Source organism: Fusibacter tunisiensis (assembly GCF_016908355.1).
Classification (GTDB): domain Bacteria; phylum Bacillota; class Clostridia; order Peptostreptococcales; family Acidaminobacteraceae; genus Fusibacter_D; species Fusibacter_D tunisiensis.
Window position 1 is genome coordinate 1 of the sequence record NZ_JAFBDT010000029.1, and the last position, 25,097, is coordinate 25,097.

The window sequence follows — 25,097 nt, forward strand, 5'->3', positions numbered from 1 at the left end:
GAGCAAGAAATATTTCTAGCCAAAACATTTGGTTGTGTTCGCTTTGTCTATAATAAAATGCTATCAGATCGGATTGAGTACTATAAAGAGACTGGCGAAAGTTTGAATAATACGCCTGCTCAATACAAAAAAGAATTTGAGTGGCTAAAGGAAGTAGATAGCTTAGCCCTTGCAAATGCACAGCTTAATTTGAACAAAGCCTATAAGAATTTTTTTCGAGATAAATCGGTTGGATTTCCAAAATTCAAATCAAGAAAGAGCAACCATCGAAGTTATACAACCAACAGCGTAAACGGAAATATAAAGTTAGAAGATGGTAATCTGACACTTCCAAAGCTAAAAGCAGTTAAAATCAAACAACACAGGGAAGTACCTAAAAATTATAAACTAAAATCAGTAACAATCAGCAAAACACCAACAGGAAAGTATTTTGCAAGCATTCTGTATGAATACGATAAGGACATAGAGCCTGTAAAACCAGAATCATTTTTAGGCTTGGATTACTCAATGAAAGAACTGTTTATAACATCGGATGGTGTGTCAGCGGAGTATCCACGCTATTACAGGTTATCGCTTGAAAAACTGAAAAAAGAACAAAGGAAGCTATCCAAATGTGAAATTGGCAGTAATAACAGAAACAAACAACGCATGAAGGTCGCAAAACTCCATGAAAAAGTAGCGAATCAGCGAACGGATTTCTTGCACAAAGCATCGAGGCAGATAACCAATGCCGTTGATGCAGTATGTATTGAAGACCTTAGCATGAAAGGCATGTCACAAGCACTCAATTTTGGTAAGAGCGTTTCAGACAATTCATTTGGAGCGTTCACATCCATGCTCGATTACAAACTGAAAGAGCAAGGAAAGCAACTTATAAAGATCGACAAATGGTTCCCAAGCTCAAAAATGTGCAGTGGATGCGGTCAAATAAAGGATACCTTATCACTCTCAGAGCGCACCTATCACTGTGAGCACTGTGGTCTAATTGTAGATCGAGACTATAATGCAAGCATCAATATTAGAAACGAAGGTATGCGTATATTATCAGCATAAATTATAAAAGAACCGTGGGGCACACGGGGATAGCTCGCTTATGCTGTAGCCATTAGGCTATTCGAACGAGAAGCCCCCACTTCTTAAGTGGTGGGAGTATGTCACGATGTGTATTTTCAATGACACCTATCTGTTCAATAGGTGTTCCGTTAAAAATGCTTAATGCAGTTTCAGCAGCAATTTTACCCTGTTCGAAAAAGGAAACAATCTCACCGCCAATAAGGCCATTGTCTAGGCCAAAATCGTATAGGCAAAAGATAGGTTGATTTATGTTTTCAAAAACGATTGATAAGCCCTCTTTGAACGAGAGGGTGTGACCGAATATTGTGTTCTAATGGCATTTGAAGTCGGTGTGGTATCAAATAATGCAACCACACGATTGGCATTGGGTGTGAGTGTCCTCGCCAAATCGATGGTTCCTTTTAAAGAAACAGATTCATAAATGCCAGTAATATTCCTGTCTGCACTAACCTCTTTTGCAAAATCCACGTCATTGATTCCCAAGAAAATAATTGGCAAACCATCAAACAGATTTTTATTGTCAACCACAAAATTCAAGGCATTGTCGTCTCCAACAATTATCAAATCATAGGGCGCCGAATTTTTTAGTTTGTAGGAAATAGAATCCTTAAAGTGTTTCATGTTTTCTGGTGTATAAAATCTTTTGCTATCCATAAATTCGATGTCAAGTGTAATGTTTTTTTCATCAAAAACAGATTTTATACCATCAACTTGATTGAAAAAAGTTTCAAAACTTGGAGAATATGCGCTTATAAATAATACATTTTTGCTTGCGAGTTTATTTTCTTCTAAGACACGTTCAGAAAACCCCAATGCGAAACATGAATACATTGATAAAAAAATAACAGTGAGGATTGTGATTTTTTTCATAGCGCTCACCTCCAATAGGTTTGATATACCCTAAAAGTATTGGAAAGAATCAGTTAACGCCACCAATTATAAAACGTGTTTTGAAAGTTCAATTCTTGATAGTATCTGATTTTCGTCAAAAACAAATTTCACCACATATGAACCTGTAATATAGGATGTTACAAGGGATCCGTCGTCATATAGACCTTCCCCTTCAGGATCGTCAACTGTAATTTCAGAATCAGCTTCTCCCAAATGCGTTTTTACTTCTTCTAAAGTTGAACCGGGTGCAACGCCATAAATGCTGACTTCTGGTACCACGGAAATAAGGATAAGGCCATCATCGTCAAATAGATATAGGATTGAATCATTATAAAGGCCAGGACCACCCCAATAGTTTGTGGTCTCAAGTTTGTTATTATAAAGTGATTTAATTTCATCATACGTGGATTTAAACGCGCCTTTTACGGAAGGAATTTCCCCATCAAATGCAGCCAGTAAATTTGCTCTTAAGACCTTATCCTCGTAGGCGTCATTGTCCATACAATACCAGCCAGCAACCCATCCAATATAGTCCTCTGTTTCAATTCTATACCATTGTTTGCCATTGCCTGCATCATATATTTCTAAACGTTCATGAATGGTATTTTCTTTTAAAACACCAATTACATGACTTCCTAAACTATGACTTTCTCTAACATTTAAAGCATCTGCTAATACGCGGACATAAACCGTTGTTTCTACGGGTTCTTCTTCCACGACAACAACTGGAGGGGCGTCTTCAGTAGTTGAACTTGTAGAATCGGTTGGTTCTTGCTGGGAATCTTTTGCGCACCCAATCGAAAAGACAATAACAAATAGTAGCATTATCAATAATTTCTTCATAATTTCCTCCATTTCAATGTTTTCTTACTATTAATTATATAGTATACAATTAACAAGAGCGATGCAAAAAAATTATTTACTTAACGATATTATTTTATTAATGATTTTTTTAGGTGGCGTTTTGCGTGATAAAAAGTTAAAATTGTAAAAGAGTACAATTGTATCTGTAGAGGGAGTGCATATATGCTGTTTACGAGTGTTACTTTTATTTTGTTTTTTTTACCGTCTTTAATCTTTTGTTATTTTTGTGTTCCAAAGCGATTTAGAGGGGTTCGTAACTTTATCCTTATGGGATTTAGTTTGTTTTTTTATGCTTTTGGTGGGCCCAAATACTTGGTTTTAATGCTGGTTTCTGTGTTGATTAATTACTTGGGTGGGCTTGGGATCACTTATTTTAAGCGTCAGGCCCAAAGGAAAAGTATTCTGGCTCTAACGGTTATAGGTAACTTGGTACTTTTGGGATGGTTTAAGTACGCTGGGTTTTTATCTGAAATCATTAGACAGTTTAGTGACCGTTTTCCAGAAATTCAAGTGATATTGCCAATTGGTATTTCCTTTTACACCTTTCAAAGTATGTCTTATGTGATTGATGTGTATAGGACAAAAGCAGATGTTCAAAAAAACCCATTAAAATTGATGCTATATATTGCCTTGTTTCCACAGTTGATTGCAGGACCAATTGTAAGATACACAACCATTGCAGATGAAATTAACTTGAGACACGAGTCACTTTCAGATTTTTCTGAAGGGATTATACGGTTCATGCTGGGATTTGGGAAGAAAATGATTCTCGCCAATGCAGCAGGCGAGATTGCAGATGGAATTTTTGCAAGTTCGATGGGGACAATGACGATGTCGCTTGCTTGGGTAGGGGCACTTGCATACACTGCGCAAATTTATTTTGACTTTTCCGCCTATTCAGATATGGCAATTGGATTGGGCCGAATGTTTGGATTCCACTTTTTAGAAAATTTCAATTATCCATATATTTCAAAGAGCATAACTGAATTTTGGCGACGTTGGCATATTTCCTTATCAAGCTGGTTTAGAGATTATGTTTATATACCACTTGGTGGAAATCGGTGCACCATTATGAAAAATATAAGAAATATTTCAGTTGTTTGGTTGTTGACTGGCTTATGGCATGGTGCAGCATGGAATTTTGTGGTATGGGGCATTTGGTTTTGTTTGTTTTTACTTGGTGAAAAATTTATATGGGGTGAAGGACTTGAAAAATTACCCCATAGTGTTCAACACCTTTACACCATGCTGATTGTAATCTTAAGCTGGGTCATTTTCAGATCGCCAGATTTGACCAGTGCAATTTCATATGCAGGTGCTCTGTTTGGTGTTGGCGTTAATGAAATTTTTGATGGCCGAACAGTTTACTATATCCGTCAGTATTTACCAGAATGGATTCTTTTTGGTGTTGGTGTATTTCCAATCTACAATAAAATACAAAAAAGGATACCTCTGTGGTTATCGGCTGGGTTTGCATTTGCGGTATTTTTTATTGGGTATTTAAAACTTGCTGTGGGCTCGTTTAATCCGTTTATATATTTTAGATTTTAAGGGGCATTTTAATGAAAGAACAAAACAAAATTGTGCATGTCTTGGTCATTTTGATCTTTATGCTTTTTATGACAATAGGTGGGCTTGTAACTGTTATAAAACCTAAAGAGACTTATTCGTATTTTGAAAACAGATCTTTACAGCAAAGACCTGTACTTGAAAAGAATGGATTTTTAGAGGGCCAGTATTTTCAAGATTTGGAATCATATTTGGCCGATCATACTGCACTTAGGACAACACTGCTCAAAATTGAGACGTTAGTGGATTTACATTTATTAAAAAGGCCAGTTGTAAACGATGTTGTGGTAAGGGATGACGTTTTATTGCCTAAATTAAGACATACATTTTTTGACGCGGACAGCTTGGAAAAAGAAGTCATTGAGTTTACGGGTAGATTGGCTGAATTTGATGCTGTGGTTAGAGCGTATGGAGGTACTTTTTATTATGTGGGTGTGCCTTGCCAATATGCCTATTTTGAAGATCGGTATCCATGGTACTTAGAAAACAGAGCCGACTATACGGCTACGGTTTTATCAGCTTTTACACGAGAAATGGTCAGCCAAGGTGTGAATTTCATAGACATGGGACACATTATGGAATCAATGGGTAAGCCTCAATACTTTGGCTCCTTAGTGGACAATCACTATGGACTTGAAGGTGCATTTTCCACTTACAAGGAGATTGTGATGCGTATTAATGAGCAGACCCAGCATGAACTTGTATTTCCTTCAGATGAAGACATTGTTTTTGTAGACTTGCCCAATACTTATATTGGGTCACGGGAACGTAAACTTTTAAACTTATATGGATTTGATGAACCGCTTAAAGTAGCATCTTTTAAAGACCCAATAGCATTCACACGGATGGACAATGGGCTTGAAACGTCTCCAGCAGTTTATTATATGCCAAGTTCTGAATTTGAACCCGTTTTGTATGGCCTCTATATGGGTGGGGACATTGCTGAAACGGTTATAAAGACCAATCGGCCTGAATTGCCAAGCGTGTTGATCTATGGAGACAGTTTTACAAATGCAGTAGAGGTGTTGGCTTACTATAGTTTTGATGAAATGAGAACCATAGACCTTAGACATTATAATGAGATGACTTTGGCGGCGTATGTTAAGCTTTATAAACCTGATATTGTTATAGGCATACGAGATTATGAAGCAATTATTTTGAAAGAGGGCAATGGAAATATTTTGGAGAACTGAGGTGTTCACATGGAAAAAAACCGGTTTATAATTGGGCTCATAATTATTTTACTTGTTACAACAGTCTATTCAATTTACAATACCAATGACCTAAGAAGCAAAATTGATAGGTTAAACAGTCAAATCAACACTCAGGAAAGTAGGCTCCTTAGTCAGATTTATGGAATTGAAAACCTTGTAAATGAAATTGCTAAAGATAACGAATGGTACGAAGAACCCATAAGGCCACAAATTTTATTTGAAGACGAAATACCAAAACTTAAACTTGAATTCAAACTGAAAGAATTTGAAAAAGACAGCAAGGTGACTTTCCACATAAAAGACTTTTATTCAGAAGCCTTTGAAACATATGACGTTTCAGAAAATGGAACTGGTATTTATGCCTATGAATTTACGGATATTGATACAATCTCTCCCATCATTGACTTTGAAATCAACCCAATCTCAACAGGAAACTTGTCCTTTGAGACGGGCGGTAAGGCGCCATATGCGACGACGCTGGCCTACTTCATATCTGTTGAAAATGGCGACCAAGTGCGCGTTTCTGACACGTACTATGTTTACATGGATGAGCTTTCATATCCCTTTTTTCAACCAATAGGTGGGGCGATAGATGTAGATGTGGAAAATGGTCTTATTCACACCTTGCTTGATTCCAACGTTTATAATCCGAATGAGATGTATTATGCCATTTATAAGATTACCGTTCAAGCATACAAGGATCTAAAACTTGTTCAGTTTTGGACATTGCCAGAAGAGCGTGAAGAAGGTCAATTTATACATTATAGAGACACGCTTGAAATTACCGAAGATTACGACAGTTTATTTGTTGAAGTGTCTTATGTTGGGATTGATTCAGTGCATAGAGTTGTGCATCGCAAACGCATTGGTGGAATTGACTAAAGGGTCAACTTTTCAACATGACTGAATTTTCAGAAAATTACTTGTCTTATGTTAAAACTTAAATTATAATGGTCTCAAGAGTCGTGGTATTACCACGAGGAAGGAGGCCATTTTTGCGTTTGCTAGCAGAAGAACGTGTGGAAAGAGTGCTAATACAGGCCATTCTGGCAGGTGACTATACTGTTGGAAACTATCTCCCACCTGAACGGGAGTTAGCGGAAGAAATGAACGTTTCTAGACCGGTTGTCCATAAGGCAATGATTCGGCTTGAGGGTAAGGGATTGGTTCAAATCATACCCAGACAAGGCGTGCGGGTGATGGATTATCGTGAATTTGGAAAATTGGAATTGTTTGAAGCCTTATATGAAATGTATAAATGGAAAATTGATGTCTCCATTCATCATTCCATTTTGACATTTGTGAAGGATACCCTATTGCATGTACTCTTGGAAAATCAGCATGAATTCACAAAACCTTACAAGCAGAATATGTTATTTACTGAAAATGAAGATTTTTTTAAATGGATGCACCATTATGCCATGGCGTCGGAAAACCTCATTTATGCAATGCTTTTTAATGAATTTAAAAAAGGCATTGTCAATGTAAGCACATTTTTACTTTCTGAAACTGAGGTTGACTATCAAAAATATAGGCATAGAATTGATGCTGCAGTTCAAGAGAGGGAAGTGGAAAAAATCAAAGAATATGTGGAAAATTTATTTGAAATCATAGAGGTTCATTGGATTAGGAGGTGCGAAGATGAAGCTAAATCCAGCCGTTAAGTCATTTATAAGCGCCTTTGTTATTTTGCTGGTACTTTTTATAGTAACTGGAATTTCACTTTATGTGATTCCTGGTGCCAACAGTAACTGGGCGTGGCCACTGGCTTCTATACTTGTTCTAGGCAGCGATTCTGGGGGAATGATTATAGCCATAACCATTTTTTTGTTGATTATTGGGGGCGCTATACATATTTTAAAAGAAACGGGCCTAATAGAAGGTGTTATCTCGGCTACGGTTTTAAAGTTTAAAGACAAGTCTTTTTTATTGATGGCACTTCTGGTGCTTCTGTTCATGAGCATGGGGGCATTTGTAGGTGTGTTTGAGGAAGTTGTTCCGCTTGTGCCTCTAATGATATTGCTTTCTAAACGTATGGGATGGGATGACCTGACTGGACTTGGCATTAGTATCTTGGCATGTGGCCTAGGATTCGCTGCAGCTGTATCAAATCCTTTTACCATCGGCGTGGCCCAACAACTTGCAGACCTACCTATGTTTTCGGGCGCTCTATTGAGAATGGGGGTTTTTGCAACAGTTTATACAGTATTGTTAGCGTTTTTATGGACCCGTTCAAAACACATTAAGGGCACTGTGCTTGAAGAGGACGACTTGTCAGATCTGCTTAAGACACATGTGCCTCAAAATGCTTATGTCTTTTTTGTCGCCTTAATGGTGGGCATGGCGATTTTTATTACAGCCTCTCCATTTGTAAGTTTTTTAAGAGATATTAGTTTGCCTGTGATTGCGCTTGTTTTTCTTATCGCTGGACTTGGTGTTGGTATGATGGCAAATGGCAGTTTGAGATGGGTCTTTAAGACTTATTTAAAGGGCGCGGTGGACATGTCACCTGCAATTGTTTTAATTTTACTTGCGACAGGGATTAAGCATTTGATGGTAGAAGGTGCGTTACTGGAAATTATATTAGAGGCTATGGCTGAAAATTCTACAAATTATGGAGCTTTTACATCTATATTGATTGTTTTTGTATCTGTTTTAGGGCTTAATTTTTTTATTGGATCGGGGAGTGCCAAGGCTTTTATTTTGATGCCGGTTGTGGTGCCAATGATGGACATGATTGGTGTTTCTAGACAACTTGGCGTTTTGGCGTTTCAATTTGGAGATGGATTTTCCAATGTTTTATACCCTACAAATGCAGTTTTGCTCATAGCACTGGGAATTTCGGGTGTTGGTTATGGGAAATGGTTGAAATTTATTTTGCCAATACAGGTAATCCTATTGATACTTTCTGTGGCTTGGCTGTGGCTTGGCTATCAAATCGGATATGGGGGATAAGGGGGTACGTATGCAATTCGACTTAAACAGTGTTTTTTTATTTATTGTAGCAGGTGCAGTAATTGTATTTGTTTTGATGCAATCAGCCTATTTTCTTTATAAAGCCTTGGTGGAAGCCAAGCGAATTGGTATAGACGCTGAAGTCTTAAAGAGAACAATGAAATCAAGCGCGGCTTTTACTGTGGCACCGGCAATTTCTATACTTCTTGGGGTTATATCCTTGTCTAAGTTTTTGGGCCTGCCACTGCCTTGGTTAAGGCTTAGTATACTGGGGGCCTTAACCTATGAATTGACAGCAGCAGCTTCAGCAGCATCAACTGTTGGCGTATCTGTTACAGAGGCAATACAAAGTCCAACAGCCTATACAACAATTGTTTGGGTAATGACACTTGGCATTATTCCCAGTTTGATTTTAATCCCATTATTTTTGAAGAAAATTCAAGGGGGGATTGTATCGCTTAAAAAAAGGGACCAGGTCTGGGGCGAACATTTTATGACGGCAATTTTCATGGGAATGATTTCTGCTTTTCTTGGTGTTGTTTTTGCCACAGTCACTGAAGGGATTAGAGGTTGGATTCCTGTCTTTGTCTTAATTTTCTCGGCTGGTGTGATGTCGGTGTGTGGTCTGTTTATAAAAAAATTCAAACTTAAATGGCTTGAAGATTATGCCCTTCCCTTTAGCATTATTGGTGGTATGGCATTTGCAGTTTTCATTACCCAAGTGGTTCGATAGGAGGGACGTATGGGAAAAAAATCTTATGAAGCACAAATTCATGTTTATGGACGCATATGGATGCTGACTGCACTTTTTATGATGCTAATGGTTCCAACGCTTATATGTACTTATTATGATGCTTGGCCGACGCTTTCTGCTGTGGCTAAAGGTCTTTTAGGTGTCGCACCTATTTTTTGGACTGTGGCGGTTATTGAAGTAATTACCTTTACACCAATGCTTGGGTCTGGAGGCGCTTATTTGGCATTTGTAACGGGCAACCTGACGAATCTAAAAGTGCCTTGTGCCCTGTATGCCATGGAAAATGCCAAAGTGAAGCAGGGAACGCTTGAAGGGGAACTTATTTCCACCATTGCCATAGCGGTGTCATCCATTGTAACGGTTGCCATTATTGCTATGGGTGTATTTCTTTTGGCGCCACTTACACCAATTTTAAATTCAGATCTTTTAAAACCGGCCTTTGACAATATATTACCGGCCTTGTTTGGTGGCCTTGCTGTGGTATATGTGAGTAAAAATTGGAAAATTGCCATTACGCCACTTATTTTTATGATTGTTTTATTTGTTGCGGTGCCGTCGCTGGCCAGTTCAGTATCTGTTTTGGTACCAGTTGGCGCACTCATTGCCATTGGAATGGCAAGATTTATGTATAAAAAAGGACTTTTATAGGAGGCGGATATGGGTTATTTATTAATTGGATTGGCACTATTTGCTGGTATACTATTGGTGAGAGCCATGCTGTTTAAACCTCAAAAGGAACCAAATCAAGTATTTGAGGGGAAACCCAAAGATGACACTATAATTGCCAACCACCTTTCTCAATTGATACAAGTGGAAACTGTATCTTATGATGACGTCAGTCAAATTGATTTTAGCCAGTTTGATAGGTTTCAGCAGTTGCTTACAAAACTTTATCCTAAAGTTCATGAAACCTGTGAGCTTTCTAAACACGGAAGAACAGGCGTTTTGTATAAATGGAAGGGCAAGAGCGATCAAAATGTAACGGTATTAATGTCGCACTATGACGTAGTGCCTTGTAATGAAGCCCTTTGGACAAAAGCACCATTTTCAGGCGAAGTAGACGGGACCTATATTTGGGGGCGTGGAACACTGGATACAAAGGGGACACTTTGTGGCATTATGGAATCTGCAGAATCTTTGATTTCAGAGGGATTTGTTCCAGAAAACGATATATATTTATCTTTTTCTGGAGATGAGGAAATTAGTGGCCCTTCTGCACCTGCTATTGTGGCATTTTTGAAATCAAAAGGCATACGGCCGGCTTTGGTTTTGGACGAAGGAGGGGCGATTGTAGAAAATGTTTTCCCTGGTGTCGCGAAACCTGTAGCCGTAATTGGGACTGGTGAAAAAGGGTATATGGATATTCGTATGATGATGGACGGCAAAGGGGGTCACTCGTCTGCACCGCCAGCACATTCTTTGGTTGGTGCCTTATCGAAAGCGGTTGTGAACTTGGAGAAAAATCCCTTCAAGGCCAGATTGACCCCACCTGTTGTTGAAATGTTTAAAGTGTTGGGCCGTCACAGCACATTTGGGTATCGAATTATTTTTGCAAATTTGTGGTTGTTTTCGCCTCTGTTGAAAGTACTTTTCACGAAACAGGCTGGCGAAATGAACGCTTTGATTAGAACCACCACAGCTGTTACAAAAATGGAAGGCAGTAAAGCTTTTAATGTACTGCCACCTTTTGCAGAAGTGGGTGTCAATTTTAGACTGATGCCTGGTGATTCGGTGAACACGGCCAAAAACTATGTTGAATCGGTTATTGGCAATTCAGATATAAAAATTGAAGTTGTTGAATCCAGAGAAGCTTCACCGATTTCTCCAACTGGAAGTGAAGGTTGGGAGGCTGTAAAGGGTGCAATACACGAGACGTGGGCAGATACAATTGTTTCACCATACCTCATGCTTGCTGCCAGCGATTCAAGGCATTTTTGTGAAATTTCAGAGAATGTTTTGAGGTTTTCTGCTATGCCTCTCTCAAGTGAAGAACGTGGGTTAATCCATGGCAATGACGAACGAATCCGGATAGACAATTTGGTTTCCACAGTTCAGTTTTATGAGAATTTGATGAAGAAACTATAGAAAATTTAGGAGGAGACTTGTGAACAAATGGAAAGTATCACTACTGATCATTTTGACACTGATTATAAGCGGAAGTCCGGTCTATGGGAATTCGGGACCCGTAACCTGGTTCCAGTACCCCGGATTTTCCATAATCACCATAGACGAATCAACGCCGATTGCCGTGATAGAAGAAGACTTGCATTTCGATTTCTCAGAAAACGAACAGAGTGATTATTCCCTTGTAGGCGCTGTAAGTGCTCAGTATCGGATGAAAAACACCAGTGAAACCCGGATTAACGGCAAAATGGTTTTCCCCTTTATCAAAAATATGTGGGGAATTGAGGAATACCCGGTTCAAGTCTTGGTGGATGGAACCCCCATCGAGTATCAAATCCATTATGGAGACCTTGTTGGGTCCATTGATTCTAACGGAGACTTCCAAGAATCCATCGAGCTCCAGGAAATCCTTGAGTCCATTTCAGAAGAAAAATATGAGCCAGAGAATTTTGAGTATGGAGAAGTGGGTACCCTTTATAGGATTCATCTGGAAACAGATCGGGAAGAGAGTTTGCATGTAAAGGCAAATTTTTCAACTGATATGGCAAATTCAAGGCTCCTTACCAAAGGTATTAACAGTTACGCATATACTCAAGAGACCAATGCGTTTAGCGTGGGAACTTGGGTGGATAAGGAAAAGAGAACCATGGAAATCTACAGCCTTGATGAAGCCTTTGAAATTACAGTTAAAGGATTTGAAAGTGGCGCATCTGATGCTGCGGAAGTCACCGATTTTAGGGTTGACATTGAAGTGGTGGAAATGGACATTGAAGCCTATTTAATGGATTTTGTTGATGCGGATAGGAATCTATATGGCGAGACCGTTTATTTTAAAGCCTTGGATCAAGCCTTGGAAAAGACCTCATTTGTCAATGAAGAAGACCTTACAAGTGCATTGATTGCACCCCGTTACGTACTGATTGCATATGAAGTCCCATTTGACTCTATGGAAGAAAAAACAGTTGAAGTGAGATACGCCACACTGGGGAGCATGGACCGGAGAGAAACGGTAAATCCTACGTATACCTATACTTACTTTCTACATCCTGCTAAGTACTGGAAAGATTTTCGAGATTTAACCATTCGAATTACACCGTCTGAAGCTTATCCTTATGTCTTGGAAAGCAATTTGCCATTAACAAAGGGAAACGATGGTATCTATGTTGGCACTTTCGAGACGCTTCCTGAAGAAGATTTCAAATTTACACTTTATGAAAAGGAAACAATAACGACATCGGACAAAATTAAGAATTCCTTGGATAAGAATATGTACTTTCTGTTGACTGCTGGTTTTTTGCTGTTTTGCGTTCTGGTCTTAGTGGTCTTTGGATTGATTGTCCGTAAACTGCTTTTGTGGTACAGCAATCGTATTAGGAAATAGTGAGGTGTAAGATGGTCGAAGTTGTTGTGAATAAAATCAGGGGCTTGTTTTCATAGAGCCCTTCATCTGATTACAATAAGAATGTTGTAAAAGCACTCAGAGAAATTGGTGGAGGTAAGTGGAATCCAGATAAAAGGGTTTGGACCTTTCCACCATGTAAAATGAATGACCTAATGGACCTTAAGAATAGAATTCAAGATTTACTGAAGAAGAGCCCATCTGTTCAAAAGAAAAAATCCACAATCAATCCCTATACCAAGCCTAAATTGATCCCCCAAGTCAATGTACATGTAGATTATGAACTGGGGATGGTTTTGATCAAACAAGGCAAAGGCAGAAAAGATCGCATTACATCCCTGTCCGAACGATTGATCATTCAACTGAACCACTACAAAAAACTCTATTTTCCTAGAGAATACATGTTTGAAAATCCCATGCGAAATGGCCCAATTACAGAAAGGACACTCCAAAAAGTATTTGAACAAGCCTGCACCAGGGCTTGCATCACCAAAGTCGTTTCCTTTCACAGCATGAGGCACTCCTTTGCCACGCATCTTCTTGAATCCACTAGATCGCCTGGAATAAGTAAAAAGACCTCATATTTTCTGAATTATCATTCAATAATGCAACTCGCATCATTAATACCACAAATAATATGTTAAAATAAAAATATAACAAATACAGGTTAAAATTGAATGTATAAAGGAGGCCGAGTATGTTTACGTTTATTTTCCAAATGGTAAATTTATTCATTGTATTGGGACTGATTTTGGCAATTCCACTGTTCATGTATGTGGTATTGAAGACGCTGAAGAGGATTGATCAACGGTTGGAGAGACTGGAGAGCGTTATGGAGACGGAAGACCAGTAGATAGTCTTTTTTCGTGAAATTAAACGTAAACTCTATGAACGGGTACTTTATTTTTGAAATGATACAGGAAGAGACGAGTTATAGGAAATTCGAAAAACAAAAAAATAAAAAAAGAACCAGACGCATCCAGCTCTTTCAGGTGTAGTCCGAAGACATTCACCGCATTTCCTAACACTATTATACAAGAATATAACACTATATACAATACTAAAGATATAATCGTAATGAAGAAATTTTTCTCTTTGAATTTGTTTCAAAAATTCGGTGAAAAACACTAATTGGTACTTTAGTTCTAAATGTATTTATGATTGAATCGAATTGATTAATAGAACGTGTAAGTTCTGTTTTTGATACTTTGAATAATTTCGATAAATATATAACTAGTATAAAATAATCAGTCAATGTATTAAATGTTATATCACTAATTCCGGTATCAAACATTAAACATTGCTTCAATTCATTGCTGGCAGAGCTATTCTTAAATCTTGTATCAAAAATGACATCATTATGTGCAATAGCATTTCGAAGATCTTTTAATTGAAAAATTATTTTTTCAGTCAGTCGAGCATCAGTATCGCAAGATTGATTTAACCCTATTGATAATGACAAGGACTGTTTTATTGTTTTATCTAAGCAAGATGTGAATGTTCCAAATTCACCCATGCTAATAGACTCAAATATAGCCCAAATAGGGAGAGTCTTATTTGAATGGTAGTAGTGTTTCACTATTTTTCTTTCATTACTATATTCTCTTGATAACACACTGTAGATTTGATTTCTTAAACGCAATTTTTTCTGTAATTCTTTTTTGTACTTTGAATCACTTGAGGAAAAGGTCTTATAATAGTTTAAGTTTTCATCAAAGATAGATTCAAAACTATTTGATCGTGCCTCTTTCAGCAATTCTTCTAAGACGTAATTTTTCAAAGCAGTCTCAATAAACATTATAGAAGGATAAAACAATGTTTTTAGTTCTAAATCAAATTGATTAAAGGCAATTATTTCATCAAAACTTGTGAAGGTAATTTTATTAGTGGAGGTTCTTATGAAACGATAACCCTTATATCCATGATAATACCCAAAAGTTCGGAGTTTTTGCTTATGTGATGAACCTTTAATTTTTACGTTATGTTTTACTCTGAGATGTTTCATAAGTGCATTTGTACCAATGATTTTAGACATATATGTACCTCCCAAAATATTATAGCAGATATTAATACTATGGGCTATCGGAACAGTTAAACGAACTTCCTATAACACATAGTCCTCGCAACTGATGCTGCGAGGACTATAAGAACGTTAGCTGAAAGAATTTCAAATAGAGAAATCACTGTAAAAGTACATAAAACAAGAAGGGATGGATTTGGATGAGAAATAAAATAATTATAGGCATAATATTATTTGTGATTATAATTGCATTTCTATTTCAAAAGATAAATTATGAAAGTAAAATTATATCTAATAACGATAGAATTTTACAATATGAAAATGAAATCTCTGATTTGTCTATGTTGCAAGAAAAATCAAGTAAAGAAGTTGAGGCAATAAACTGGGATGTAAAAATATTAGAAGACAAAAATGAAGAGCTAGTTAAACAAGAAGAAAAAATGGAAGAGAGATTTAACGACTTGAAATATGATTTAATGCTAAATAACTTATCATATTATTGGAATTACATATGGGAAGATATCTATAAAAGTGGAGAAAATATTTCGGAATCACAGATTGCTGACATCAATTTTCTTTTACAACCAGCTTACAATTATATGGATTCTTTTATTGTAAATCCTTTAAGTGGTTATTTTGCATCATATTATAATGACATTAAAGATATTGACTTAGGTAAGTTTCTGAGATATTCTCCGATTGGAATTATTCCAAATGAACTTCCAGAAATTAAAATGTTATCAAAACATCCTAATTGGCCCTTTGATGGAGAAGATAACATGAATAAATTACCTGTTCCTATTCATAGATTTGAACGAGATTTAGTTCAAATCTTGTTTAGTACTTACGCTGGAATAAATCTTGATGAGCTCTCTAAAACTGATTTTCATGACCTAATATATCTCGAAAGTACTAATGCTTATTATAACTACACTAGCGATTTTGGACCAGCAAGTTTTCGATGTAAAATGGTTGTTGTTGAGGGAAATACTATTAAACTATATGGAGACCGTAAAACTGATCCTGTATTGACGATAGTTAAAATTGGAAGCAATTATTTTATAAAATCTCACAATATTCAGTAATAATATTGAAAGAAAATAGAATATAAATTCCTTCGTCTAACACCATATCCCCATCACTTCGCGACGGGGACATGAGGAACGTTAGCTGAAATTTGAGATTAATTAGACCAGCTGATTGCATTAAGAATATTAAAATGATAAGAAGTATTTAGTCAAAATCAAAAAAAGGAGCTACAAAAATGAAAAAAGTTTATGAAGAACTGAAGATTGATATTGGGCAAGCAATAAAAATCCCGTCGACAACTACAATAATGATTATGATAATCTATCCACTTTTAGAGATATTCATATATTTGTTTGTTGGGAATGCACTACCACTGAAAGCAGCATTATATGCATTTCTACTTACATTAATACCTTTTGTTTTAGGATATAAAATATCGAATAAAATATTTGAATATGTAGAAGTAGTTATTTTACTAGTGTTATCATTTTTTATTGTATTTTCAGGTATAACTTTAAAAAGTGCTATATTTTCTTTTGATTTTCCGTTATTTTTTTATTTTATTTCTATTATTATTTGTATAATTTGGACATTAATTGATTTCAGTGAGTTATCAAGATTACGTCAAAGACGAAAAGAATACAAAGAAAGCATGAAGACAACAAATAATGTTATTACTGACAATCAAGTTGATGGAATGGAGGTATAGAAATGCAATTTAAGATATTAGAGTTTGCTAATAAATTCGGAACATATTATATGTTAAAAATAGATGGTAAAAAATTAGAACAAATTTCAAATGTAGATTTAAGACGAATAGAAAATAATAGTGATACTAGTGGTATGCAACGCCAATTAGACAACAATAGATGTAACTTAATTGCAGAATATATTGATACAGATTATGCTACTTTTCCCAATTCAGTTATTTTAAAGTTAAATGAAAATATTAGTTATGAGATTAACAATGATTATTTCTACTTAAATACCGATAGTAAAGATGTTTTTACAATTATAGATGGTCAACATAGAATTGCTGCTTTTAAAAAGAGCATTAGGAGTTTTGATATACCTGCCTCTGTTTATATAGACCTAAGCCCAGACAAGATGATTGAAATTTTTAGGACTGTAAATTCAACACAAAAACCAGTTAATGCATCATTAAGATTGGAGTTGGAATCAGAATCCTTCGTATACAATCCTGAAAAATTTGCAGTCAATCTGGCAAAGCGATTTGTTTATGAGTTAGATTCACCACTAAAAAATAGAATTCAAATGTATGGAGACGAAAAATCAGGAACGATGAAAATAAAACAGACATTGTCATTCTATGCATTTACTACTGAAATTATTGGTTTAACTTACAATGAAGCACATTATCATACAATTAAAAGCTATTTATATAATAATGAATTTTCAAATGCAATTTTGAGCTATGAAAAAACTAAAAAAATAAACGACGATAAATATATCTTTTGGACTTATTACTCAAAAAAATTAGAGGATAGAGCATATAAATTGTTATTAGTTTACTTTAGTGTTTTGAGTGACGTGTTATCAATAGATTGGGATGATACAAATTCGATTTTGTTAAAATCAGTAGGAATTAGAGCAATTATGAAATTATTTTTGGATGTTTATAAAAAAGCTCAAGAGGGGGGTAGCTTTAAGTATGATGATATTAAAGAAATTTTACTTCCACTCAAAAAACTTAATGGAAAAATAAACAATACAGAGTATTCCGGATCAAGTTTTGGATTAGCCTTAAAATTGTATACGGATATGAAGAGTTTGACTAAATTATAAAATTGAGACTAGTTACTAGATTAAGTGTACAGTAAATAGCAAACTTCAGCTAACACACAGTCCTCGCAACTAAGGCTGCGAGGACTGTAAGAACGTTAGATGAAATTGAAAGGACATAAAAGAAAATGAAACCTAAAACAAAAAAATGCGTTCATTGTTTAGAAGAAAATGAAAATGTTACTTGGGATCATGTATTTCCGCAATCGTGGTATCCACAAGATAAAGAAATACATAATAAATGGAAGGTCCCAAGCTGTTTTAATTGTAATAACAAATTAAGCATAATTGAGAAGAGATTACAGAAACTATTCGTTGCATCAATTGGAAGAGATGACACCGAAATGCAAGGTATATATGAAAAAATGATTCGTTCAATGGACCCAACAAGTGCAAAGAATGAAAAGGATTATAAATCTAGATTAAATGAAAGAAAGAGATTTATAAATAGCATTACATTTGTTGATAAAAATATTGAAGGTATCTTTCCAAATTTAAGCAATTTTTATTTGTATCCAAATCAATCGAAATTACCTGCCGTATTTATTCATGAAGATGATATTATCGCATTTGGAACAAAGATTGTAAGAGGAATTTTTTATATAAAAAATAATGTCTATATTGAAGAGAATTATGATGTAGAAGTACTTGTACTGGAACAAGAAGCTTATAATGAATTAAATAACATATTCGGAAATTATACTGAAGTACTTGAAAAACCAGGTATCAAAATTGAGTTATACCAAGCATATGATGATATTTCTTCAATAATAAAAATTAGAATTTGGAATAAAATATTTTTGGTTGGGACAGTTTTACTTAAAGAGAATTAAACAACTTCATCTAACACTGCAGTCTCCGTCACTTGAAGCGACGGGACTACAAAGAACGTTAGACGACAGAAAAAAAGCACGTTATATATTATTAAAATTGAATATATCCATACAGATTTTCATTAATAAGAATGAAGTAATAAAGAACAGAAGCTAATCAAATAATATTAATAGGAGGTCAAATGTTCAAATTTCTGTTCAATATTTTAACTGACCCACTAGGTCTTCCGATACCAGTAATATATGAGTATATTATAATTTTTATTATCAGTTTGATTGCATTTAAATTAGCTTGGGATGCATCTCCAGGTGGAAAATATGGATCACTAATACATTGGATAGTGAGATTAATTGCAACAATTGTGATTTGGTCGATTACATACTTATTTATCATATTAATAAAGTTGATTATTTCAAACTGGATTATAGTTTTAAGCCTGCTTGCTATAATTGGTACGATAATTTTGATTAAATTTATAGTTTTAAAAAATAATGAAACATAAAAGAAATGAACACAAAAAAAACAATAAACACACAAAAATTCAAATTGATTCCATCGACGAACATATAGAACATTAGACGGAAGAAAATAAATAGAGGAGAATTATATGGAACAAAATATGAAAACAGCAGAAGAAATTGCTAAGACTACAAACAAAGCTTTAGAATTGGTTTTAAATTTCGCCAAATTTATTTCAAAACATGTTGATGGGTCCTTAGAACAAACAATGGGCATGTTCGAAGATAAATTAAAGTATATGAGATGGGAAAGACAAGTTAGGCTAATGCAGAAAGCCGATGAATTTCGGATAAAGTTTTGTATAAAAGATGAATATAAGCAAATACCTATGAAATTAGCAATCCCATTTTTTGAAGCTTCAACATTAGAAGATGATGACTATTTACAAGACTTGTGGGCAAAATTGTTAGTTAATAGTACCAATCCTGAAAATGACTTTAACTTAACTCGTTCAATTATATCTATTTTAGAGCAAATGACCTCATTAGATGCAATAATTTTAGAAAAAATATACGAGAACAGTTATGAAGAAATGTTTAATAAGGGTGTAAAAACAGGATATTTACCAGAGTATGCACCAATACAAATAAAGGAAGATGACGACGATATAAAACTTAATGATATACAAATTAAGTTGGCACTAAGTAATTTATCTAGAATAGGTTGCTTAAAGTTTTGTTTAACATGGTCAGGAGAAGAACATTTTGATGTTGTTATACCTACACTTCTTGGAAAAACAGTGTATGAGGCTTGTACTTTAAAGAATTATCTAGTGTAATATGTCCATCGTCTAACACACCATTTTAGCCACAGAGGCGGCTAAAACGGTAAGAACGTTAGCTGACAATAATAAAACAATAAAAAATAGAGGTAGCATTCATGAAACTTTTAGATAATGGGCTTGATTCATTTAAAAAAGCAATAACAAAACTCAACAATTTAGACAAAATAAGTGACAAGGAATATGAGTATGTACTTAAAGATATTGTTATAAATTTTCATCATGCACTTGAAACTTTATTAAAGTACTTAGTCCTTAAAAAGAATAAATATTTAGTATATGCTTCTCCTGAAGATGTATTTAGAAAGAATGTTGAAGAAAGATTAGGAAAGAAGATAAAAAATAATCACAATACGATCCAATTTATAGATGCATTAAACGCAGTTTTGGTATTGTACAATGTGGACTTTTCCGAAATAGAATACAATAAAATTAAGACATTGAATAATTATAGAAACAGTTTGACACATTTCGAATATGAGTTTTCAAAACATGAAATTGAACACTTGATTGCTTTAATCTTACCAACTACTATTAACATTTTTAGTGAAATTTCTGAGTTTAAAGAATTTTTAATAGCTAACAGTATTGAGTCAAATACTAAACCTTTACTTTTAAGAACAGATTTATGGGCATTAGAAGTATTTGTTGAGTTAAAAGATGGATTTGAGTTATCACAATCAATAATGAAAAATAAAACATCCTTAGATACGAATATAATATCAAAGTACTTTAAAGAGCGAAACACTGATTTCGTGTATGTAGATTGTCCATTTTGCTCGAATAAATCTTTTATAAAAACAGGAACAATATTAGAAAGTGGTAAAGAGATTGGGTATGTTGGTCATTGCGAGCTGTGTACTTTATTACTTTCGAAAGAGCAAGCACAGTTTTTATCTATGCATACAACAGACTATAAAGAGTTTATTAATCAGATTAGCAAATTGGAATATAAATTAGTAAGAAAATTATTTATTTCTAGATCTGCTGATAATTCAATTTCAGCAAATGAAATTGACATAATAAGGAGTTTGTATATAAGACTAAAAGACTCAATTGATGAAATATTCATTAGAATGCTTGATGATATTTTAGATTATATAAGAGAAATAATTGGAGAATACTATTTCAATCAAAATATTAATGGAGATTATGAGTTTGGAAGCAAATTGATAAATGGAGAAGAATTAAATGAAGAAATAAGTGGAGTTGATTACATTGAATACATTTCCGATACTCATATGTATAAAGAATATATATATAAAATCATTAATACAATTGAACTATACATGGAGATTTCAGGGAATTCCAATGATGCTTTGTCAAAGCAAATAGAAGAAAAATCTACAACATTTATGACTCTCATTTATCCTAATCCACATTGGGATAATGAAGACGAAGAAGGTGAAGTTTCTATTGAAGTAGCGCTTACAATTGAAGAGTTATTTCGATACATTGATGATAATGATTAAGAAGGAGTTTATCGTCAGCTAACACTGTAGTCCCAGTCACTTGAAGCGACGGGACTACAAAGAACGTTAACTGAAAGTGTGGAAAAGCAAATCATATCTCAGGTATAGAGGTGAATTTTATGATGATGAAAAACAAAGAGATTTTAAAGAAGAATAAAAGACTACTGGTATTTATTCCGATTTTCATTCTATACATAATTCTGGTTGAATTGATTATGGGAATTGGGATGAAAGATAACAAAGTTTGGGATAAAGGCGAAGAGTGGTCAAAGGACAATTAGAGTCAAAAACCATTAAGATCAAAGGCTGATTAAGGTCAAAAGACATTTAAGATCAAAAGACAAATTGAAGAGATAAACACCTTCAGTTAACACGCCATTTCCGTCACTTCGCGACGGAAACGGCTAAACGTTATGTGAAATGCTATTGCAAAACATAATTGAGAGAACGAAAAAAATCAGGAGAAATTAAGATGCCAAAAGTAAAACTAAGAGACTTAAGCATAAATGATGTTGAAGATCGGTATAATTGGTCATTGGATAGAGAGGTAATAAAGTTCTTGTCTGTTCCAGATAAATATCCACCATTTACAAAAGAAGAAACTACAATATGGATACAGACTTGTATTGATGGAACGAATGGATATTTGCAAAAATCAATTTTAACTAAAGATAATATTCATATTGGGTGGGTAGATTTTAAGAATTTTGATAAAGTTAATAGCAATGCAGAACTAGGCATAACAATTGGTAATAAGGATTATTGGGGACAAGGATATGGTAGTGCTGCAATAATAGAAATGTTGGATTTTGGATTTGAAAAACTCGATCTTCATAAGATATGGTTGAGGGTAGATAAAGATAATGAGAGAGCCATTAAATCATATAAGAAAATAGGTTTTGTTGAAGAAGGAATTTTAAGAGAAGATCGATTTAGAAGAGGAGAGTATATCGATCGGGTTAGATTTAGTATTTTGAAAAGTGAACTGAGATAAACATGGACAATAGCACATCACATAACACGCTGATTACCAAAATCGCATTGATGTCACATCACTTGCGCGGCAAGTGTTGCGCCACTTTTCCCCTAACGGTGAAAAGATGCGACTTCGGTAATCACGGGGACGTTATATGACATGAGGAGAGAACATGGAGAATTATACAACACGACTATTAGTAAAAAATGAGTTAGATTTGGCGTTGAATTTTGCATGGCCAATTGCATCACAACAAAAGTATTTCTATTTTCCGTATTATAACAACTACGATGAACTTAATGAAATTTTCACAAGATTTTTTGATAAAAAAGGTCTGTATCTTATTGGAATATTTATGAATTGTGAAATTGTAGCATTGTTTCCACTAGTATTTAGAGATGATGACAATATTGGTTCATGGGATAAAGGAATCTATATTAATGATACTGTTATTTCTTATTATACCGCAATGGAGTTGTTTAAGAATTTTATTAGTAAGAACTTAGGTTTTAATAGTAAGAAAATATATTGCGGAATAAATAGCGATTATTCTGATGCTGTGATTTATTTTGGAAAAGAAAAATCTGAAATCTTAGAAGAAACGTATATAACAAACTTCAAATTTGAAGATGTTCAGAAGTTTATTATTCCTATAGATCATCAAATACTTAATGGATCGATAAGAATCTATGATTTTAAAGAGGAACTTAAACGTAAGGAATTTCTTGAACAACATAATGAAGTGTATAGGTCCTATTTTAAGTATCATGATCTTGCATATCCAAATTATTATTGGACTTCTGAACGATTAAAGAAACATTTACATGATTTTCGGATTATAGTAGCCGTTTGGTATGTGTCCGAAGACAATTTCAAAATACTAGGAAGTATCTTCATACGTGAAATTGATGGAGTTGGAGATATCTATGGTCTGAGTGATCAATTAGAGAAAGATCAAGATTTCTTAAATATAGAGCCTAAATTAACTTCAACAAAATTAAGAGAATTGTTGTTGATCTATGGAATAGAAAATAGTCAACATGCTGATACAAAATCAATGATGTTCTTTTGCGAAGATATTAAAGATTACAATTTGGCCATTTCAAAAGGATTTGAAAATATGGGAAAATATACTGTTTACTTATGGCAAGTATAGAGTTTTATAACTCACGTCATATAACACGCCATTCCCATCACTGAGGTGACGGGAACGGCTGAACGTTATACGAAACTCGGTAAGATTATTGGTAAGAATGTGAATTGATTAATAAGTGGAACTTAATTAATTCAAGTACTGAGCTAAATGTTTTACTATAAAAACATGCGATAAAGATATATTATAAAAACAAGTCTAAAGATGAATGAATTAGAAGAAAGTTAGAATACTTAAAAATTATATTTATGTATGATAAGAATCAAGGAAGTAATTATTGTGTAATTCAACTGCGATTTTACTAATGAATTTATGGAATCGCTATAATTATTTACATATATCAAAGGAGGGGCTGTGAAAAAAACAAAAATATTCAGTATAGTTTGCTTAATTTCAGCTGTAATCATCATAATGCTAATTGTTAGAGTCGAAAATTCATTTGAAAATGCTATGATTAAGTTAAATAGTGATGATGAAATTAGTATTTTGAAAATTATTGATTCAGAAAGAAATCCAATTGTTTTTTATAGTCAATTTAGTGGAGACATTTCATATACTAAATACGTGAAATCTCTGTTTGGATATAAAGAAGAAATAACAGGTGTTCAAGGAATTAACGAATTTGTGAATAAAAAGGGATTTAGTGTTATAGATATCCCAATGAAAAATGAAAAGAAAGGTGAAACTGTTCTATTTGGTGTAATAGATAAAGAGAAAATAGATTATATTGAGCTACAGTTAAAACAATCTAAAATAATTCCTAACATATATATAGGTGAAAGTAATGCTTTATGGTATCAAATTCTAGATTATAATGATTATGAAAATTTAGATTCATTAATAATATTATCTTATAAAAATGGAGTTAAATATTCTGAGTTAGATTATAATCTTGAAAAAGCGAACTAAAAGTCAATTAGCAATAACAAAGAAGAATTAAATTCAGATCAAAATGATGTTGATGAAATATTGGCATTTATAATAAAACATTATGAATATATTAAAATCGTTTAAAGAGCGAATTCAGAAACGAAAAGGAGTAATGCGAGCATCGTATAACACCGTATCCCCATCACTTCGCGACGGGGATACGAGGAACGTTATATGCCATAAATTTTGGGCTGCTTGTGGTTTTTATATGTAAATAAATTGATTTTTTACAGAATGTTGAGTCATTTGTTTAGGTCTTAGGTTTTTCGAGGTTTAGATTTAAGGTGTCCAGTTCATCGAAGTTTGGCTATGAGTCTACACGCCCTCTGAAAACAGGGGTTTTTAGAAGTCATGATTGGATGAAAACTTCGAGACAAGTAGAATCGTGATGATCAATCGTATCTTATAAGGTTGAATCGTCTCATGATCGCTTCTGAGGAAGCTCGGTTAGAGTCGCTACGGCTAGACGAAATGCAACAACTACTATGATGTAATCTTTATTTTCGCCAGGCGTGGAAATTATCTCTAGGTTTCAGTTAGGTTGAGAAGACACAGAGGTTACGGCACATAACACACCATTTTAGCCACTGAGGCGGCTAAAACGGTAAGAACGTTATGGGAAATCTGAAGAGGAACAGAAAAGGACCTGTCAAGAATTTTGTGTAAAGTTTGATTTAAAATTTTAAGTGAGCAGCGATTCTGTCAGAAAAAAGGGTCTCTAATTGATTCATGACTT

26 protein-coding genes are annotated in these 25,097 nt (G+C 34.4%); 23 read left to right on the forward strand and 3 right to left on the reverse strand.

Annotated features, from left to right (window positions below):
* The coding region (locus JOC49_RS11445) for an RNA-guided endonuclease TnpB family protein (protein WP_204665176.1) at window positions 1-1,053 on the forward strand (1,053 nt) is incomplete at its 5' end.
* Window positions 1,054-1,320: 267 nt separating this feature from the next.
* Here the strand turns inward: JOC49_RS11445 and JOC49_RS11450 are convergent.
* Entirely contained in the window at window positions 1,321-1,944 is a 624-nt protein-coding gene (locus JOC49_RS11450; protein WP_204665177.1) for a type 1 periplasmic-binding domain-containing protein, read from the reverse strand.
* 66 nt (window positions 1,945-2,010) lie between these two features.
* The gene (locus JOC49_RS11455) at window positions 2,011-2,808 is read right to left on the reverse strand and encodes an SH3 domain-containing protein (RefSeq protein ID WP_204665178.1); all 798 of its coding nucleotides are present in this window, start codon (window positions 2,806-2,808) and stop codon (window positions 2,011-2,013) included.
* 183 nt (window positions 2,809-2,991) lie between these two features.
* Between JOC49_RS11455 and JOC49_RS11460 the strand changes: the two genes are divergently transcribed.
* The 11 genes from JOC49_RS11460 to JOC49_RS11510 all read left to right on the forward strand — a co-directional run bounded on the left by JOC49_RS11460 (window position 2,992) and on the right by JOC49_RS11510 (window position 13,697).
* Window positions 2,992-4,380, forward strand: a complete 1,389-nt coding sequence (locus JOC49_RS11460) for an MBOAT family O-acyltransferase (RefSeq protein WP_204665179.1) — start codon at window positions 2,992-2,994, stop codon at window positions 4,378-4,380.
* Between the two features lie 11 nt (window positions 4,381-4,391).
* Window positions 4,392-5,591 carry a hypothetical protein gene (locus tag JOC49_RS11465; RefSeq protein WP_204665180.1) on the forward strand — a complete coding sequence of 400 codons (1,200 nt, stop codon included), beginning with the start codon at window positions 4,392-4,394 and terminating at the stop codon, window positions 5,589-5,591.
* A 9-nt stretch (window positions 5,592-5,600) separates the two neighbouring features.
* Window positions 5,601-6,494: a hypothetical protein gene (locus JOC49_RS11470; protein WP_204665181.1), complete on the forward strand. Its 894-nt coding sequence runs from the start codon at window positions 5,601-5,603 to the stop codon at window positions 6,492-6,494.
* 113 nt (window positions 6,495-6,607) lie between these two features.
* The gene (locus JOC49_RS11475; protein WP_204665182.1) at window positions 6,608-7,276 is read left to right on the forward strand and encodes a GntR family transcriptional regulator; all 669 of its coding nucleotides are present in this window, start codon (window positions 6,608-6,610) and stop codon (window positions 7,274-7,276) included.
* Window positions 7,254-8,567, forward strand: coding sequence for an AbgT family transporter (locus tag JOC49_RS11480; RefSeq protein ID WP_204665183.1), 1,314 nt, complete (start codon window positions 7,254-7,256; stop codon window positions 8,565-8,567). Before JOC49_RS11475 ends, JOC49_RS11480 begins: the two co-directional genes overlap by 23 nt.
* Window positions 8,568-8,577: 10 nt before the next feature.
* The gene (locus JOC49_RS11485; RefSeq protein WP_204665184.1) at window positions 8,578-9,300 is read left to right on the forward strand and encodes a DUF5058 family protein; all 723 of its coding nucleotides are present in this window, start codon (window positions 8,578-8,580) and stop codon (window positions 9,298-9,300) included.
* Window positions 9,301-9,309: 9 nt separating this feature from the next.
* A complete protein-coding gene (locus JOC49_RS11490) occupies window positions 9,310-9,969 on the forward strand; it encodes a homoserine kinase (protein WP_204665185.1) in 660 nt (219 codons plus the stop codon).
* A 9-nt stretch (window positions 9,970-9,978) separates the two neighbouring features.
* Window positions 9,979-11,406: a M20 family peptidase gene (locus JOC49_RS11495; protein ID WP_204665186.1), complete on the forward strand. Its 1,428-nt coding sequence runs from the start codon at window positions 9,979-9,981 to the stop codon at window positions 11,404-11,406.
* 19 nt (window positions 11,407-11,425) lie between these two features.
* Complete coding sequence (locus JOC49_RS11500) at window positions 11,426-12,826, forward strand: hypothetical protein (protein WP_204665187.1); 1,401 nt, start codon at window positions 11,426-11,428, stop codon at window positions 12,824-12,826.
* A gap of 161 nt (window positions 12,827-12,987) precedes the next feature.
* Window positions 12,988-13,488 (forward strand): tyrosine-type recombinase/integrase, encoded by a 501-nt coding sequence (locus tag JOC49_RS11505; RefSeq protein ID WP_204665188.1) that lies wholly within the window; start codon window positions 12,988-12,990, stop codon window positions 13,486-13,488.
* A gap of 53 nt (window positions 13,489-13,541) precedes the next feature.
* Window positions 13,542-13,697, forward strand: coding sequence for a hypothetical protein (locus JOC49_RS11510; protein ID WP_204665189.1), 156 nt, complete (start codon window positions 13,542-13,544; stop codon window positions 13,695-13,697).
* Window positions 13,698-13,904: 207 nt separating this feature from the next.
* Here the strand turns inward: JOC49_RS11510 and JOC49_RS11515 are convergent, their stop codons facing one another.
* On the reverse strand, window positions 13,905-14,879 hold the full coding sequence (locus tag JOC49_RS11515; protein WP_204665190.1) for an Abi family protein: 975 nt from the start codon (window positions 14,877-14,879) through the stop codon (window positions 13,905-13,907).
* A gap of 185 nt (window positions 14,880-15,064) precedes the next feature.
* On the opposite strand from JOC49_RS11515, the gene JOC49_RS11520 reads away from it, so the two are divergent.
* From JOC49_RS11520 to JOC49_RS11570, 11 genes are all read left to right on the forward strand, one after another.
* Window positions 15,065-15,949, forward strand: coding sequence for a hypothetical protein (locus tag JOC49_RS11520; RefSeq protein WP_204665191.1), 885 nt, complete (start codon window positions 15,065-15,067; stop codon window positions 15,947-15,949).
* 179 nt (window positions 15,950-16,128) lie between these two features.
* The gene (locus JOC49_RS11525) at window positions 16,129-16,602 is read left to right on the forward strand and encodes a hypothetical protein (RefSeq protein WP_204665192.1); all 474 of its coding nucleotides are present in this window, start codon (window positions 16,129-16,131) and stop codon (window positions 16,600-16,602) included.
* Window positions 16,603-16,604: 2 nt separating this feature from the next.
* Window positions 16,605-17,699 carry a DGQHR domain-containing protein gene (locus JOC49_RS11530; RefSeq protein WP_204665193.1) on the forward strand — a complete coding sequence of 365 codons (1,095 nt, stop codon included), beginning with the start codon at window positions 16,605-16,607 and terminating at the stop codon, window positions 17,697-17,699.
* Between the two features lie 125 nt (window positions 17,700-17,824).
* Window positions 17,825-18,529 (forward strand): hypothetical protein, encoded by a 705-nt coding sequence (locus JOC49_RS11535; RefSeq protein ID WP_204665194.1) that lies wholly within the window; start codon window positions 17,825-17,827, stop codon window positions 18,527-18,529.
* Window positions 18,530-18,711: 182 nt separating this feature from the next.
* Window positions 18,712-19,032 carry a hypothetical protein gene (locus JOC49_RS11540; protein WP_204665195.1) on the forward strand — a complete coding sequence of 107 codons (321 nt, stop codon included), beginning with the start codon at window positions 18,712-18,714 and terminating at the stop codon, window positions 19,030-19,032.
* 105 nt (window positions 19,033-19,137) lie between these two features.
* The gene (locus JOC49_RS11545) at window positions 19,138-19,827 is read left to right on the forward strand and encodes an Abi-alpha family protein (protein ID WP_204665196.1); all 690 of its coding nucleotides are present in this window, start codon (window positions 19,138-19,140) and stop codon (window positions 19,825-19,827) included.
* 101 nt (window positions 19,828-19,928) lie between these two features.
* Window positions 19,929-21,302 (forward strand): hypothetical protein, encoded by a 1,374-nt coding sequence (locus JOC49_RS11550; RefSeq protein WP_204665197.1) that lies wholly within the window; start codon window positions 19,929-19,931, stop codon window positions 21,300-21,302.
* 119 nt (window positions 21,303-21,421) lie between these two features.
* Window positions 21,422-21,583, forward strand: coding sequence for a hypothetical protein (locus JOC49_RS11555; protein WP_204665198.1), 162 nt, complete (start codon window positions 21,422-21,424; stop codon window positions 21,581-21,583).
* A 191-nt stretch (window positions 21,584-21,774) separates the two neighbouring features.
* Complete coding sequence (locus tag JOC49_RS11560; protein WP_204665199.1) at window positions 21,775-22,296, forward strand: GNAT family N-acetyltransferase; 522 nt, start codon at window positions 21,775-21,777, stop codon at window positions 22,294-22,296.
* Window positions 22,297-22,450: 154 nt separating this feature from the next.
* The gene (locus JOC49_RS11565) at window positions 22,451-23,434 is read left to right on the forward strand and encodes a hypothetical protein (protein ID WP_204665200.1); all 984 of its coding nucleotides are present in this window, start codon (window positions 22,451-22,453) and stop codon (window positions 23,432-23,434) included.
* Between the two features lie 351 nt (window positions 23,435-23,785).
* Entirely contained in the window at window positions 23,786-24,340 is a 555-nt protein-coding gene (locus tag JOC49_RS11570) for a hypothetical protein (RefSeq protein ID WP_204665201.1), read from the forward strand.
* Window positions 24,341-25,097 lie beyond the last annotated feature (757 nt).